The 16,844-nt window shown below is 42.6% G+C and carries 13 protein-coding genes; 6 read left to right on the top strand and 7 right to left on the bottom strand.

The annotated features are described in order from the left end of the window. Positions 1-5 precede the first annotated feature (5 nt). From accC to WA352_RS13980, 5 genes are all read right to left on the bottom strand, one after another. Complete coding sequence (gene accC / locus WA352_RS14000) at positions 6-1,370, bottom strand: acetyl-CoA carboxylase biotin carboxylase subunit (RefSeq protein WP_004807534.1); 1,365 nt, start codon at positions 1,368-1,370, stop codon at positions 6-8. 17 nt (positions 1,371-1,387) lie between these two features. Continuing rightward, positions 1,388-1,807, bottom strand: a complete 420-nt coding sequence (gene accB / locus WA352_RS13995) for an acetyl-CoA carboxylase biotin carboxyl carrier protein (protein WP_004807532.1) — start codon at positions 1,805-1,807, stop codon at positions 1,388-1,390. A gap of 26 nt (positions 1,808-1,833) precedes the next feature. Then, complete coding sequence (gene aroQ, locus WA352_RS13990; protein WP_005315896.1) at positions 1,834-2,283, bottom strand: type II 3-dehydroquinate dehydratase; 450 nt, start codon at positions 2,281-2,283, stop codon at positions 1,834-1,836. Positions 2,284-3,011: 728 nt separating this feature from the next. Next, the gene (locus WA352_RS13985; protein ID WP_033133028.1) at positions 3,012-4,046 is read right to left on the bottom strand and encodes an ABC transporter substrate-binding protein; all 1,035 of its coding nucleotides are present in this window, start codon (positions 4,044-4,046) and stop codon (positions 3,012-3,014) included. After that, on the bottom strand, positions 4,047-4,637 hold the full coding sequence (locus tag WA352_RS13980; protein WP_005189070.1) for an ANTAR domain-containing response regulator: 591 nt from the start codon (positions 4,635-4,637) through the stop codon (positions 4,047-4,049). It abuts the gene before it with no gap. Positions 4,638-5,169: 532 nt separating this feature from the next. On the opposite strand from WA352_RS13980, the gene WA352_RS13975 reads away from it, so the two are divergent. From WA352_RS13975 to mobA, 5 genes are all read left to right on the top strand, one after another. Next, on the top strand, positions 5,170-6,522 hold the full coding sequence (locus WA352_RS13975; protein ID WP_033133109.1) for an MFS transporter: 1,353 nt from the start codon (positions 5,170-5,172) through the stop codon (positions 6,520-6,522). Between the two features lie 28 nt (positions 6,523-6,550). Further along, positions 6,551-9,097: a nitrite reductase large subunit NirB gene (gene nirB / locus WA352_RS13970; protein WP_033133029.1), complete on the top strand. Its 2,547-nt coding sequence runs from the start codon at positions 6,551-6,553 to the stop codon at positions 9,095-9,097. Between the two features lie 11 nt (positions 9,098-9,108). Next, a complete protein-coding gene (nirD, locus tag WA352_RS13965; RefSeq protein ID WP_033133030.1) occupies positions 9,109-10,728 on the top strand; it encodes a nitrite reductase small subunit NirD in 1,620 nt (539 codons plus the stop codon). Positions 10,729-11,046: 318 nt separating this feature from the next. Then, positions 11,047-13,827: a nitrate reductase gene (locus tag WA352_RS13960; protein ID WP_033133031.1), complete on the top strand. Its 2,781-nt coding sequence runs from the start codon at positions 11,047-11,049 to the stop codon at positions 13,825-13,827. After that, the gene (gene mobA / locus WA352_RS13955; protein WP_033133032.1) at positions 13,824-14,450 is read left to right on the top strand and encodes a molybdenum cofactor guanylyltransferase; all 627 of its coding nucleotides are present in this window, start codon (positions 13,824-13,826) and stop codon (positions 14,448-14,450) included. Before WA352_RS13960 ends, mobA begins: the two co-directional genes overlap by 4 nt. On the opposite strand, the gene WA352_RS13950 is transcribed toward mobA, so the two are convergent. Continuing rightward, positions 14,447-15,604 carry a YbfB/YjiJ family MFS transporter gene (locus WA352_RS13950; protein ID WP_033133033.1) on the bottom strand — a complete coding sequence of 386 codons (1,158 nt, stop codon included), beginning with the start codon at positions 15,602-15,604 and terminating at the stop codon, positions 14,447-14,449. The genes mobA and WA352_RS13950 overlap by 4 nt on opposite strands. A gap of 19 nt (positions 15,605-15,623) precedes the next feature. Continuing rightward, positions 15,624-15,749, bottom strand: coding sequence for a hypothetical protein (locus tag WA352_RS13945; protein WP_017402313.1), 126 nt, complete (start codon positions 15,747-15,749; stop codon positions 15,624-15,626). A 102-nt stretch (positions 15,750-15,851) separates the two neighbouring features. Between WA352_RS13945 and WA352_RS13940 the strand changes: the two genes are divergently transcribed. Beyond that, complete coding sequence (locus tag WA352_RS13940) at positions 15,852-16,730, top strand: LysR family transcriptional regulator (RefSeq protein WP_033133034.1); 879 nt, start codon at positions 15,852-15,854, stop codon at positions 16,728-16,730. Positions 16,731-16,844 lie beyond the last annotated feature (114 nt).

The following is a 16,844-nucleotide window of genomic DNA, read 5'->3' as shown; positions in this document are numbered from 1 at the left end:
TTTATTTAGGCTTTTTCAGCTTTTGGTTCAAGCTGTTTTAGCAAATGTTTTTCAAGATAATGAATATCCATTGCCTGTTCACAGAAATTTTTGTCTTGTAAGATCAAATCTTTATGCAAAGGAATATTGGTTTTAATTCCTGTCAAAATCATTTCATCTAATGCTTGGCGCATGCGAGCTAATGATGTTTCACGGTCTTTACCATGAGAAATCAATTTTGCAATCATTGAGTCATAGTAAGGCGGGATGTTGTAGCCCTGATAGATGTGTGAATCCAAACGGATACCAGCACCACCTGGCGCATAGAAACTTTCAATTTTACCTGGAGAAGGCAAGAAAGTAGTTGGATCTTCAGCATTGATACGGCATTCAATCGCATGACCTTTAACTTCGATTTGCTCTTGTTCAAGTTCAAGACCTAAACCAGCTGCAATACGAAGTTGCTGTTCAATGATATCAACCCCAGTCACCATTTCAGTGACAGGATGTTCAACTTGCACGCGAGTATTCATTTCGATGAAGAAGAATTCGCCATCTTCAAATAAAAATTCAAATGTACCTGCACCACGATACTGCATCAACTTACATGCATTCACACAGGCTTCTAAAATATCAGCACGTGCTTGTTCAGGTAGGTTTGGTGCCGGTGCTTCTTCTAATACTTTTTGATGACGACGTTGTAAAGAACAGTCGCGATCATAGAGGTGAATCGCATGACCATTACCATCACCAAGAACCTGTACTTCGACATGGCGAGGTTTCTGTAAGAAACGTTCCATATAAACCGTATCGTCACCGAACCACATCTCTGCATCGCGTTGCGCCGCTTGAACCGATTCAAGTAGCGTGTCGACACGTTCTACGATACGCATACCACGACCGCCGCCACCAGAAGCCGCTTTCACGATCAATGGGAAGCCGATTTCTTTTGCTTCCGCGAGTGCATTGTTAATGGTTACGGCATGATCACAGCCAGGTACCGTTGGTACACCTGACTTTTTCATGGCAATAATCGCTGATACTTTATTCCCCATAAGACGAATATGTTCAGGGCGAGGGCCAATGAAAATAAAGCCAGAACTTTCAACGATTTCAGCAAATTCCGCATTCTCGGATAAAAAACCATAACCAGGATGGATTGCATCCGCGCCTGTGATTTCTGCAGCAGTAATAATTGCAGGAATATTTAAATAGCTTTCACTACTTGCACCCGGTCCGATACACACTGCTTCATCAACGAAGCGTAAGTGCATTAAATCTTTATCGGCATCTGAATAGATACCAACTGTTTTAATGCCAAGAGTTTTACAAGCCCGAGTAATTCGTAAAGCGATTTCGCCACGGTTTGCAATTAATACTTTTTGCAACATAGGAATCCCCAAACTGATTAAGCACGGTAGCGGAAAAGTGGTTGACCGAATTGGATCACTTCACCATTTTTCACTAGAATTTCTTCAATTACGCCGCTTTTTGTTGCTTCAATTGGGTTCATGATTTTCATTGCTTCAATGATCCCTAATGTTTCACCCGCAGATACTGTTTGACCTACATTTACAAATGGTGCTTCACCTGGACTTGGTGCTGCATAGAACACACCAACCATAGGTGATGATTCAACTGCACCACGTGGTGTTTTTGCTGCTGGTGCTGGAGCAGCAACCGTTGGAGCTGCAGCTACAGCAGCCGCGGCATAAACAGGAGTAGGGCGAGTTAATGAGATGGATTGGTCGCCTTCCTTAACTTCAATCGCTTGTAAGTCAGATTCAATCATCAAGTCGATGAGCTTCTTGATTTTACGGATATCCATGAGTGAGCATTCCTAAAAAGTCTAAATTAGTTAGAAGATTGAATTTTTTCGATAGCGTAATCGAGAGCAAAGGAATAACCCTTTGCACCTAAGCCACAAATTACGCCAATGGCTTTATCTGATAAATATGAGTGATGACGGAATGATTCACGGGCGTGAACATTTGACAAATGAACCTCAATAAATGGGATGGCAACACCAAGTAAGGCATCGCGTAAAGCAACTGAGGTATGGGTCAAGGCTGCAGGGTTGATAATGATAAATTTCACACCCTCGTTTTGTGCTTGATGGATACGATCGACAATCGCACCTTCCCAGTTGCTTTGAAAAGTATCTAGTGTGAGTGATGCATGTTGGGCTTGAGCGATGAGTTGCTGGTTAACATCATCTAGCGTGAGATAACCATATACCTCTGGTTCGCGTTTTCCTAGCAAGTTCAAATTCGGTCCATGAATTACCAAAATGGTTGAGCTCATTCAGCCTGCTCCAATTTCTAAATCTGCAAAAGTTTTTTGCAAGATGTCTGCAAAGTTTGCTTATTATGGCACAAAATTCTGCAATTTTTTTATAATTTGTTTTAATCGATGAAGAAATTTGCATGCCAAGCATGGTGCATATAATGAAAACTTTGCAAGGAATTGGCAATGTTAAAATATGACAAAATTTAGCGTAATTTTATTTTTAAACATTCTAAACTGAATTACCTCATTTCGTTCATGGGATTTGTGTAACTCAGCAGTCAAGCTATTTATATTTTGGTATCTTAGTGCGACTTAAATCCTTAGAAAAGAATTGGGTAAAGTGTATTTTTATGTGATCCAATAGGATGAAGGTTTTATACTAACATATTGTTTTTATGTGTTTAAATTATTATTTATGAGGATAGTAAACCTGTAGTTGCTAAAATATGAATATTGAACCTTTTCTGATGCTACTTGTTGATTGCGTGACATTGTGAAGCGCTTGATGACTGCAATGCAAGATGATTAGAGATTGAACACTGTTGTCGCTTAATCAGTTGGCAGAAATGATAAAAATTCGCATTCTAGATGGCAGTTAATGACATAAAAATGTCCGAAAAAGATATCTCTGCTTTCAATATGATAGTGACTACTTAAGGGATTACTTGTGATTGGTGTAATCCCTTTTGGGTCTTTCAAAAGCTGTCTTTAAATATCAAGACAGCTTTTTTTTGTCCTTGGTTTTATGTGGGATTCGCAGCAGCTTTATAGGTTTCAAGCAGTAGGCAATTCTGAGCTTGAGTCATATAAGTGTCTCGTTCAAGTTCTACAGCATTCCACTTATGCATTTGTTGAAATAGCCATTCAAAGTCTTGGGCTTTTGGCTCAGCACTGTTTTGTACAAAGTTACGAATGATATTCTGGATGGTAAAGTACTTTTCAACATGAACGTCTGGCGAGCAATGGAATTGAATCACATCAAATTCAATCAGAAGTTGCCATACAGGGCTGAAATCATCTAGTTGTCGCAACTCTTGTTGCGCTTTGAGAATGGCACTGGTTAAGGCAATCAAAGTGTGTGGATGTTGTTGCGCCCATTCTTGCGTGACTGCTAAGACTTTGTCGGCAACATTCGGGATAATGTGCTGACTTGAACAGACAATTTGGCTTAGACCTTGTAACTCAGCTTGAGTATTCCAAGGTTCACCGACACAAAACCCATCTATTAAATGATTACTGATCGCTTCAACCATATAAGGTGGCGGTAAGGTTTTCATTTGAATGGTTTGCGCTAGTTGAGGGTCAGCCAAAGCGAGCCATTCTCTTAAGCAGTAGTGATGAATCGAGTGTTGGAATACATGTGCCAAAGAGACGTTTTGATCTTGGCGGATATAATCCGTCAGTTTCTGTGCGGAGCTCTCTGCGTTGTCTTGCTTCTGAATATTCAGTGCATAACAGAGCTTCTGGCTTAAGCTGATAAAGGCTCGGTTTTCACTCAGCACGAGAGAGGTTTGTAGTGGAATCCCAATTTGATCAGTTCCGACCGCTGCTGCTGGCAACATGGCAGACAGGCAATGTGCAGCATCGAGTAAGCCAAAAGCTAAACGATCACGTAAACTGGCCCAAGAAGCTTCCTTGACTAAATTGACATTTAAACCGACTTCTTCAAAAAAACCACGCTGCTTTGCCCAGAGTAATGCGACACAATCAAGTAAGGGAATATAGCCCAGTTGTAATTCGGTTTTTTCTACTTTTGCTAATTCGACTAAATGGCTCATCTATTCATCCTTTAGTTGATTATTTAAAAGTTGTTGGGCATCGAGTAAACGGCGTGCCATTTCTCCAATAGTCATGCGGTGGCTCATGGCATTTTTTCTGAGTAATTGAAACGCGGTGTCTTCAGTTAAGCCATGCAGTTGCATGAGCAACACTTTGGCCTTTTCGACATCTTTACGATCTGCAAGTTTGGTCTTGGCATCTTTCAGGTCACATTCCAGTTTTTTATGCTTTTTATACTGCTCAATCGAAATATCTAAAATGGTGTGTAAGCGGCTTGGGTCTATACCATCGACGATATAGGCGGTAATCCCTGCATCAATGGCTTGTTTGATAGTGTCTTTATCGGTGTTCTTGGTAAATAAGACGGTAGGCAGATCAAAGTTGCTGACACAACTTTCGATCACATCGCGATGTGGGTGATCCATATCAAGCAGAATGACATCGGCTTGAAGATGTTCGAGTTTAAAAATATTGAGATGATCGAGGGTAAAACAAGCCACTACATCAAAGTCATGTTCAATCAAACAGGTTTTTATGTATTCAGCCCGAGCCTGGTCGTCATCAATAAGTGCGATCTTGAGTTTCGGCATAAGTATATAGGTCAAACGGTGGGGTTATGCACAGAGATTAAAGTACTGTGCGTATTGTTTTTGAAGCAAAAATAGTGCCAGTGAAGCTATTTTGATTTCTTATTCGGTGCAATCGCTCCATGGGGCGTATTGTTTATGCGCTTTATTGTATCGCTGTGACCAAGTAGAAGAAATGAAAAATTTGACTTATATCCTCCAGAATAAAACTGCACTTTTTAAGTGCGTAAAAAGAATTGTTTTGAAGCAGTGCGAATTGTGCTTTAAAACAGGTCGTTGTACTGAACTTGTTCTCTTCAACCGAATTGGTATTCATTAAAAATAAAGAGTAAATGAATAAAATTAATATAAAACAATAACTAATGTTATGTTGGTGTGATTGTGGTTAGAACTTGGCACAGCATTTGCTAACTATTCCTTGAGTCAAAGATGACTTGCAAAATTGTAAGACGGCCAACGATGTCCGATCTGATCGGTTTGTTGATACAGCGTGCTGTATGAGCAACACATGATACGTTCAGTATGGGAGATGGCAATGTCTTTAGATTTATCGGCGAAAAAAGCCACGTCAATTAAGTTATTCAACTTTTCCGCACCAGCGATGCGGGCATTCCACATGAGTTGGCTTGCTTTCTTCGTTTGTTTCTTTGCTTGGTTTGCTTGTGCACCATTAATGCCAGTGATTGCAGGCGAGTTCCATCTCACCAAAGATCAGATCGCCAATATTAATATTGCTGCTGTTGCAATCACGATTGTGGTTCGATTAATCGTTGGTCCACTGTGTGATAAGTATGGTCCGCGTAAAACGTATACTGCATTGTTATTGTTGGGCAGCATTCCTGTATTTGGTGTTGCTGCAGCAAATAGTTATGAATCCTTCCTATTCTTCCGTTTATTGATTGGTGCAATTGGCGCCAGCTTTGTCATTACTCAATACCATACCAGCATTATGTTTGCACCAAATGTTGTAGGCACTGCAAATGCCGCATCAGCGGGCTGGGGGAATGCAGGTGGTGGTGCGACACAAGCCTTGATGCCTTTACTGTTGTCTGCCTTGGTGATGTTCGGTGTAGAACAAGCCATGGGTTGGAGAATTGCATTGCTTGTACCGGGTGTGATGATGCTGATCGTGGGTGTGCTTTATTGGAAGCTGACTCAAGATTGCCCACAAGGCGATTTTAAAGAACTTCGTGCGCAAGGTGTTGTGGTGGGAAGCGATAAAAAAGGGGGCTTGGCAATCCTAATGCATGCAGCACGCAACTATCGGGTCTGGATTCTATTCTGCTCTTATGCGGCATGTTTTGGTATTGAAATCTTCATGCACAACATCATTGCGATGTATTACGTCGAACACTTCAACTTTGGCTTAAAAGAAGCAGGACTGGCTGCTGGGGTTTTTGGTTTGCTGGCACTGTTTGCCCGTGCCCTTGGTGGGATTGTTTCAGACAAAGTCGCGCTGAAAAAAGGTCTAGATGGTCGTACCAAAATCTTGTTTCTGTTGATCTTGGGTGAAGGACTGTTCCTGATGCTATTCGCGCATATGAATAGTGCAGTTCTTGCAATCCTCAGTATGACCATCTTCGCACTGTTTACCCATATGGCATGTGGTGCGACTTATGCATTGGTTCCATTTATTGATCGTGAAGCACTCGGTGGTGTGGCAGGCATTATTGGTGCAGGTGGCAATGTCGGGGCAGTCGCAGCAGGATTCTTGCTGAAAGGAATGGTCGATTTTCAAACTTGTTTAATGGTTTTAGGTGGCTTGGTAGTGATTGCTGCAAGCTCGGTGATGCTGATCCGATTCTCGGTAGAGCATAAACAAAAAGAACAACAGCTGTTTGAACAAGCCATGTTGGAACGTAGCTCAGAACAAAGCAGCGCAGCTTAATCAAAGATTCGATTTGAGGAGAAACACAATGAAATTAGTGATGATTGGTCACGGTATGGTGGGGCATAAATTCATCGAAGCCATCTTGGAGAAAGCTGATGATGAATTAGAAATTACCATCCTTGCAGAAGAACCACGTATTGCCTATGACCGCGTACATTTGACTGAATACTTCTCTGGTAAAACAGCCAAAGATTTATCACTGGCTCGCTTTGATTTTGCAGACGCGCACGGTATTGATTTAAGACTCAATACCAAAGCGGTAGAAATTAATGCAGCTGAGCAAACGGTGACTACCAATTTAGGCGATGTCATTCATTATGACAAATTGGTCTTAGCAACAGGTTCATATGCCTTTGTTCCACCAATTTCAGGCAATGATCGTGAAAACTGTTTTGTCTATCGTACCATTGAAGACTTAGATGCCATTCGTGCTGCGAGCTTAAATGCCAAAACAGGTGTGGTGATTGGTGGTGGTTTATTAGGTCTGGAAGCTGCCAAAGCATTGCGAGATTTAAATCTGGAAACGCATGTGGTGGAGTTTGCACCGCGTTTAATGGCGGTACAAATTGATGATCTAGGTGGCAAGGTATTACGCCGTAAAATTGAAAATCTTGGGGTAAAAGTCCATACCCAAAAAGCCACGCAATGTATTGAAGCCGGTGATAGCACAACGCACATCATGAAGTTTGCGGATGGCAGTGAGCTGGAAACAGATATCATTTTATTCTCAGCGGGAATTCGCCCACGTGATGAATTAGCGCGCTTGAGTGGTTTAGCGTTGGGTGAGCGTGGCGGGATTAAAATCAATGATTATTGTCAAACCTCAGATGAGCATATCTATGCGATTGGTGAATGTGCGCTGTGGGATAATAAAATTTATGGCTTAGTCGCACCCGGCTATGACATGGCACGTATTGCCGCAAAACATATCTTAGCCGAAGAAACCCATTGTTTCGCAGGTGCAGATATGAGCACCAAGTTGAAGTTGATGGGGGTTGATGTGGCATCCGTCGGTGATGCGCATGGCATGACGCCAAACTCACTCAGCTATTTTTATGCTGATGAAGATAGCTTGGTTTATAAAAAGATCGTGGTCGATGCAGATAAAACCAAGTTGCTTGGTGCGGTCTTGGTCGGTGATGCCAAAGAATATAATGACCTACTACAAATGATGCTAAATGGTCTGGCACTACCAGAAACACCTGAAAGTTTGATCATGCCAGGTTTTGCCGATTCAGGTGCCAAAGCAGGCGGTAGTGGTGTCGATTTATTGCCAGATAGCGCAACCATTTGTTCTTGTAATAACGTGTCCAAAGCCGATATTTGCCAAGCAATTTGTGACGGTTCAACCTCACTTGGTGCTTTGAAAAAATGTACCAAAGCGGCGACAGCCTGTGGTGGTTGTGCACCTTTAGTCACGCAAGTGTTGAAGTCTGAGCTACAACGGCAAGGCGTAACAGTCAATAACCATGTGTGTGAGCACTTCCCGTACTCACGCCAAGAAATTTATCACTTGGTTCGTGTCAATGAAATCAAGACCTTTGATGATTTGATTCATCAACATGGTCATGGTCTAGGCTGTGATATTTGTAAGCCAATGGCGGCCAATATTTTGGCATCGTGCTGGAATGATTTTGTACTTGAACCCAGCCATGCGGGCCTACAAGACAGTAACGACTACTACTTGGGTAATATTCAAAAAGATGGTTCTTACTCGGTTGTTCCGCGTATGGCAGGTGGTGAAGTCACTCCAGATGGCTTAATCGCCGTAGGTCAAATTGCCAAAAAATATAATCTGTATACCAAAATTACCGGTGGACAACGTGTCGACTTATTTGGTGCGCAAATTCATCAACTCCCGTTTATCTGGGAAGAACTCAATGCAGCGGGTTTTGAATCAGGTCATGCTTACGGTAAATCATTACGTACCGTGAAATCCTGTGTCGGTAGTACATGGTGCCGTTACGGGGTGGATGATTCTGTGGGCTTGGCGATTGAACTTGAGAACCGCTATAAGGGCCTACGTTCGCCACATAAATTGAAAATGGCGGTTTCAGGTTGTACCCGTGAATGCGCCGAAGCGCAAGGTAAAGATGTCGGGGTGATTGCAACAGAGAAAGGTTGGAACATGTATGTCTGTGGTAATGGTGGCATGAAACCACGTCATGCAGAGTTATTGGCTTCTGACCTTGATACCGAAACCTTGATTCGTTATATCGACCGTTTCTTTATGTTCTATATCCAAACTGCAGATCGTTTACAACGTACCAGCGTATGGCGTGACAATATGGAAGGCGGTTTGGATTATCTCAAATCAGTGATTGTCGATGATTCGCTAGGACTTGCCGAAGAACTCGAAAGTCGTATGAGTCATGTGATTGGGACTTATCAAGATGAATGGCGTACTGCGGTTGAAGATCCTGAGATTCGTAAACGTTTCCAAACCTATATCAATGCCAGTGCAGAACAGCAAGCTGACCCACATATTCAATTTACCCAAGTGCGCGATCAGATTCGCCCTTTGAATGACGCTGAACGCTCAGTCGATCGTATCCCAATGGTTGAAGCATAAGGAGAACTCAAATGACCAGTTTAAAGAACATCGATATGCTGCCAGAAAATCAATGGGTCGAGGTGTGTGCGTTGGATGACATCACACCAAATACGGGTGTGGGCGCACTGATCGAAGGTCAATCCGTTGCACTGTTTCGTGTTGGTCACGAAAAGCGGATTTATGCGCTTAGCAATAAAGATCCATTTAGCCAAGCCAATGTGATGTGTCGCGGCATCATTGGCGATTTACAAGGTGAACGCGTGATTGCATCGCCGATTTATAAACAACATTTTAGTTTAGCGACGGGGCGTTGTCTGGAAGATAAAGATCAAAAGCTCTTGGTTTTTCCAACCAAAATTGAAAATGGTCGGGTGTGGGTCGGGTCTGTTCCGCAAAAAACCTATATTACCAACAATGGGGCTGCTCAAGAAAAGCTGAAACTGGTGTTAATTGGCAATGGTTTGGCGGGGATGCGTTGCCTAGAAGATTTATTGGATATGGCACCGGATCGTTATGATGTAACCGTGATTGGTGAGGAGCCTTGGGGCAATTACAACCGTATTATGTTGTCGCCAGTACTTTCAGGTGAAAAAACCATTGATGACATCATGTTGCATCCACATGCGTGGTACAGCGACAAAGGGATTCAATTTATTGCGGATGATCCTGCAATCAAGATTGATCGTACTCGCAAAGTTGTTCATACCGAGAAAGGCGAAAGTGTTGATTATGATCGTTTGATTATTGCCACTGGTTCATTACCATTTGTTCCACCTGTGCAAGGTGTAGATCTAAAAGGCGTGATTAGCTTCCGTGATATTTATGATGTCAATACCATGATCAAATATTGCGAAACCAAAAAGAATGCGGTGGTGATTGGTGGTGGTTTACTGGGTCTGGAAGCGGCCTATGGACTGAAACAACGTGGCATGAATGTCACGGTTCTACACCTGATGGATCGAATTATGGAGCGTCAGTTGGATGGGCGTGCCAGCCGTATGTTGCGTCATAGTATTGAGCAAAAAGGGATCAATATCATTACTGAGGCGAATACCGAAGCTTTGATCGGTGAGGATGGTCATGTCAGTCAAGTCCGCCTTAAAGATGGAACGGTACTGGATGCGGATTTAGTGATTTTTGCGGTCGGGATTCGCCCGAATATTGCCTTGGCTCAAAGTGCTGGACTGCGTTGTAACCGAGGTATTTTGGTCAATGACACCATGCAAACTTTTGATCCAAGTATTTATGCTGTGGGTGAATGCATCGAACATCGTAATCAAACCTTTGGTTTGGTTGAGCCACTTTGGGGACAAGCTTTTATCTGTGCAACGCATTTGGCTGAACATGGCAGCTTAACCTTTAAATCACCGACGGTACCAACGCAGTTAAAAGTCAGCGGTGTCGATGTGTTCTCTGCTGGGAACTTTGAACCGAAAGAAGATTATGAAGACATCATCCTCAATGATGATAAACGTCAGATTTACAAACGTATCATTATCCAGAAAGATAAAGTGATTGGTGCGGTTCTGTTTGGTGATACGGAAGATGGGATGTGGTATGCCGAGTTGATTGCAGATCAAACGCCTGTTTCTACTTTTAGAAATAAGCTGTTATTTGGTAAGGATTTTGCAATGAAAAAGGCAGGGTGAAAGCTTACCCATTCGAGAAGAATAGGTAAAGGATGAATGGCATTGCCGCATATGTGATGTATGAGCCGATAATTTTTGTAAAGGCATTGCCTTACTTTTCAAGGATGAAAAGTAACAAAAATCCTTTGTTAAGCTGACGGTACATCCTTGCTACCGCAGCTCAACAAGGCGGCATCCATGCCGCCTGTCACGATAGTGTGTGATGAGAAAAATCTAGTTTTAGAAAGTTTATCCATAAGCTGAAACTGGAGAAGAACTCAGAATGATTTTTTAGTTGAGTGTAAAGTTCAGCGGATTAACTAGGTAAAAGGGGCAGTCATGAACAGTATTCAAAATCTAGAACACAGTCGCTCCGATCAAGCAGAAACAATTATTACAAAAACAACATGTCCCTATTGTGGCGTGGGGTGTGGCGTGGATGTCAGTGTCCAACATAAAACGCATGGGACGACAGTACAAGTTGCAGGAGATCTAGAGCATCCTTCAAACTTCGGACGACTCTGCATTAAGGGCAGCAACTTAGCTGATACGCTAGGTTTGGAAACTCGTGTTTTGCATCCGATGTTTGGCCGTAAAAACCATCGTCAAGCCACCACTTGGGATCAAGCAATTGAAAAAATTGCAAATCAGTTTCAAGCATGTATTGATCAGTATGGAGCAGACAGCGTTGCATTTTATGTCTCAGGACAGTTGCTGACTGAAGACTATTATGTGGTGAATAAGTTTGTGAAAGGCTATTTGGGCACTGCCAATATTGATACCAATTCACGTCTATGTATGTCGTCTGCAGTTGCAGCGCATAAACGTGCCTTCGGTGAAGATATCGTACCTGCCAGTTATGAAGACTTTGAACATACTGACATGGTGGTTCTGGTTGGCTCTAATACGGCATGGTGTCATCCCGTACTGTATCAACGCATCATGCAGGCTAAGAGTCAGAATCCAGATTTATTTGTGGTGGTGGTCGATCCTCGTTTTACCAGTACCTGCGAGCAAGCAGATTTACACTTGCCAATTTTACCCGGTCAGGATGTGGCTCTATTTAATGGTCTGTTTCAGCATCTTTACCATCATGATTATATCGACCAGCATTTTGTTGAGACTTATACCGAAGGTCTAGCGGCACTTTTAGCTGCGAGTGAAAGTGAACAAGATTTTAATGCTTTAGTCAAACGGACAGGAATATCCGCAGAAAAATTACAGCTGTTTTTTGATAAGTTTGCCAAGACGGAGAAAGTGATTACGCTATTTTCAATGGGCGTTAATCAATCCTCTCAAGGTGTAAATAAAGCTAATAGCATTATCAACTGTCATTTACTCACTGGAAAAATTGGTAAATTAGGTGCAGCGCCATTTTCAATGACGGGTCAACCTAATGCAATGGGCGGTCGTGAGGTAGGTGGATTGGCCAATATGTTGGCAGCGCATCTGGATTTGGACAATCCTTCACATCAAAATTTAGTCCAAAGTTTTTGGAACAGTCCTGTGATTGCCAAGCAATCAGGCTTAAAAGCAGTTGATTTGTTCCAGGCGGTAGAAAGCGGCAAAATCAAGGCGATCTGGATTATGGCAACCAATCCTGTGGTGAGCTTACCCGATGCAGACCAAGTCAAACGTGCTTTGGAAAAATGTGAGTTTGTGGTGGTCTCTGATATTTGTGCAGATACCGATACCACAGCCTATGCAGATGTGTTGTTGCCTGCATTAGGTTGGGGTGAGAAAGATGGTACGGTCACCAATTCTGAACGCCGTATTTCACGGCAACGTGCCTTTTTAAATCCGCCAAAGCAAGCCAAAGCGGATTGGTGGGCGGTGGCAGAGGTTGCGAAAAAACTGGGTTTTACAGGTTTTGAGTTTAGCAATGCCTGTGACATTTTTAATGAACACGCGGCTTTATCAGCCTATCAAAATGCCAGTGTTGACCAACGTGATCAGGTCGAAAACTTCCGTTATTTCAATTTAAAAGGCTTAATGAATTTAAGTCTGGATGAATATAACCATTTACGCCCAACCCAATGGCCAGTTTGGGAGAAAGGGCAAAGCATCGCCGTGGAGCAATTGTTTGATCGTGGTAGTTTTAGTCATAAAAACAAAAAGGCCAAACTGATTCCTACTGTTGCCATTGATCCAGTGCATGCCATCTCCGAAGATTATCCATTGGTGTTGAATACGGGACGTATCCGTGATCAATGGCACACCATGACCCGTACAGGTTTATCGGCAAACCTCACCACGCATCGCGCTGAACCATTTTGTGAGATTCATCCGAATGATGCATTAAAATTTGGTATCCGTGATAAAGCTTTAGTGGAAGTCCGCTCCCAATGGGGCCGTTGTGTATTGCGGGTGACACTGGCACAAGGTGTGCGTCGTGGCCAAATCTTTGCCCCGATTCACTGGACTGAGCAAGTCGCTTCTGATGCGCGGATTGGTAAAGTGGTGAATCCTGTGGTGGATGCGATTTCAGGTGAGCCTGAGTTTAAACATACCCCTGTGGTCATTCAGCCATTCCATACCACTTGGCAAGGGGTACTCTATGTCCGTGAAGGCTTTGAACATCAGATTAAAGCATCTTTACAACGTTGTGCGTGGTGGACCAAGATCAAAACAGCGAAAGCGATGCGTTATGAAATTGCTGATCGTCATAGTATTGATGAGACCCAAAAGAATTTGAAAAGCTTCCTGCCTTTTGTAGATGAAACCTATGAATGGTTAAGTCTGGAGGATATTTCATCGCAGCTCAGCCATAGTGTGATTTTAAAAGATGGTATCCTGATTGCCAGTTTATATATTGCACCTGTCGATTTATTGCCAAATCGGGATTGGGTGGCGAGTCTATTTAAACGTGAACGATTAAGTGCCTTGCATCGTAAAGCTTTGCTGGCGGGAATGCCGATGTCTGCGGCAAATAACGATGGACCATTGGTTTGTAGTTGTTTTAAAGTGGGTAAGAATAAAATTATTGAAGCCATCAAAACGCAAAATATCACCCATGAAAAACAAGTTACAGCATGTTTAAAAGCGGGTGGAAATTGTGGTTCTTGTTTACCTGAGATTCGTGGTCTGATTAAAACTTGTCAATTGGAGGCAGAAGCATGAATACAGAATATCCCGCTACAGATCTAGTGATCTTGGCGGGAGGGCAAGCGCGCCGTATGAACGGTACTAATAAACTGCTACAACAGTTTGATGATCAGATTCAGCTGTCAAAAATTTGTGAAAGTTTTAAGACTCAGGTTAAACACATTTGGGTGAATAGCCACCGTGATAACTCGATATATAAACAGATTGAACCTGATATTCGATGTTATGCAGATGATCAAAATGGTTTCCTTGGTCCGTTGATGGGGATGAAAAGTGCTTGGTCACATCTGCAAGCTGACTATGCTTTATTTATTCCCTGTGATGTGACTTATATTCCCAATCAGGTTATACACAAACTGCATCGTGCTTTACAAAAGCAACCGCTGGCGCAAGTGACTTATGTCAATATCAATGGAGATGCCTTATATCCATTTTGTTTACTTAAGCGAGAAAGTTTATCTGTGTTGGAGCAAGCGATTGCTGAGAATAAACTGAGTTTGCGAGATTGTTTTAAACAATTGGATGCACAGGTGGTGGCATTTCAAAAGCAAGGCCTGTTTTGTCATAGTATTAACTCATTAGATGAACTGCAACAATACAAGCAGATGAAGGTTTTTAAACAATCTATTTCTGGTTAATGGATCGTCTCAGCTGATTTCAGACTAATCACTGTTGCAATCAATAATGCCATAGCTGCGCTAATTAGTGAGCTATTAAGCGTATGATAGATCGAGAATAGGGCATTCGCTACGATTGGACCGATGATCTGACCTATTCCATACACGACAGTCATCAAGGCAATTAAATTATTTTGTGCTTGGCGAGCGATATGCTGTGCCACAGGCATGGCAATGGTCACCGTTCCCATAAAGGTTCCACCCACGAGTAATGCACTCGACAGATAACCCAAAGCGGTTGGTAGGATGATCGGCAATACAACACCAAAAGCCTGTAATCCTAAATTAGAGGATAAGGCGATTTGTGTGCCGAAGCTGCGGTGGATACGATGCCAGAAAAAACACGAAGGAATCGCACCTAAACCAAAGATTGCCCAGATCTGTGCCGCATCAATATTCGGTAAGGCCTGTTTCACAAATAAAGGTAAATAGGTTGCGGTAATGATGTAGCCAAAACCTGCCAAGGCATAAATCAGAATCAGGGCGTAGGCATGGGGAGCTTTGCGATTTGTGCTTGATATCTCATGAGTTGAAACAGCATTTGGCTGAGCTTGCGATAAACCAAACATTGCAATGCAACCAAGGACCAGACTGGATAGACCGAGTGATAACCAAAGCATTTTGCTGTGCCAACTGAGATGCGTACCGAAAACCAAAAGCTCGGCAGAGAGCGCAATCCCGAGACCAACGCCTGCATACAAGATAGGGGGTTGTTGTGTTTGTTTCTGCTGTTCAAGCAGCCATAATGAAGCAGATACCATGGCGAAAGCACTAAAAATCCCAGCCAAACCACGAGTCAAGATGATCAGGCCAATGGTATTAATACAACTAAGTAGGATCAGACAAAATACCGTACCTACAGTGGCAATAATACTACCGAGATAACTCTGCTGGGATTTCATCTTGATCGCAAATAAAGCACCCAACAGATAGCCCGCATAGTTTGCAGAAGCAGCCAAACTGGCATGCTGTAGATTAATGATGCCTTCATCAATCATATGCGGGTAGACCGCAGTAAACGCAAAGCGCCCGAAACCCATACCAATTGCCATAATCAAGGCTGCACTGATCGCTGATTGCAGGCCGCGGTTGCTGTTTTTTGCTGGCTCAGTCATGACCTGTTCATTCCATCAATTAGTCGCTATGACTCATATGCGCAAGAGGTTGTGCTTTGGCAAGAAATTTATAGTCAAATACATAGAGTGCATAGCTGAAACAACTTAAAATACTGATTAAAAATAACAGCTTAGTACCAGACATTGTTTGAACCATCTTTAGGTGTTGAGAAATGAATAGCTATTTAAACAAGCGCTATTAATCATGTAAAATGATTTGAATTGATACTAACTATCTCTAATAGTGATGGCGATGCAGATTAAATCTTTAGAAATTTTTATGATGGTGGTGAAGTTAGGCAGTTTTTCCGAGGCGGCAAAAACGCTCTATACCGTACAATCCAATGTCACCAGTCATATCAAAAAACTGGAAACAGAGTTGAATGTCGAGTTGCTACATCGGCAGAACCCCATTCAACCCACTAGAGCTGGAGTGCAACTGTATGGTTATGCTGAAAAAATGCTGCATCTACAAAAAGAGCTATTGGACACGTTTTCCCATAGTCAGCTGACAGCCAATTTTCCTTTAGCGATTGGGAGTATGGAAACCACGGCTGCGGTTCGACTGCCAGTGTTGATCCGCGATTTACAACAGCACAGCCCAGATTTTCCTTTTGCCTTATCGACCGCACCCACACGAGATCTAATTGATTTGGTCCATGCATCTAAGCTAGATTGTGCATTTGTGGCACATCATGCACCGATTGATGGGATGTTCAATTTACATGTCTGGACTGAGCAATTGGTGCTTATTTCATCAAAGCATATGCCTGAACGATTTACAAATGACGATCTGATTCAAAAGAAATTTATTGCCTTTAAGCAAGGTTGTAGTTACCGCAAAGCCATTGATCAGTTCTTATCTTCCCATCATTTACCCGCAGCCAATGTGATTGAAATGGGCAGCCTAGATGGCATTATCAGCTGTGTCAGTCTCGATGTTGGCCTTGCAATTTTACCGATCAGCTATGTACAGCAATCTCATTTTGCCCAAAGTGTGAAGATTCATCCCATTGACTCGGCTACAGCGCAGATCAATACCTATCTGGTTGCACATCGTGATATGAGTACATGGGCAACCAATATGCATCATTTCGTTGAGCATGTGAAAGGCATGAATCAGTAGCTTGGTAAATAACCCCTAAGCTTTGCGCCGTTCTATAAAAGAATCCTATCGATTGAGTATTTGTCGTCAAAGGTGATGTGCGTGTCGTGTTAAGTAAAGTCGACGTTCTCCTGA

It is taken from the genome of Acinetobacter sp. 102, from assembly GCF_037028485.1.
In the GTDB taxonomy this organism is placed as follows: Bacteria; Pseudomonadota; Gammaproteobacteria; order Pseudomonadales; family Moraxellaceae; genus Acinetobacter; species Acinetobacter higginsii.
The sequence above is the reverse complement of the archived record's forward strand: the minus strand, read 5'-3'. Positions and strand labels throughout refer to the sequence as shown.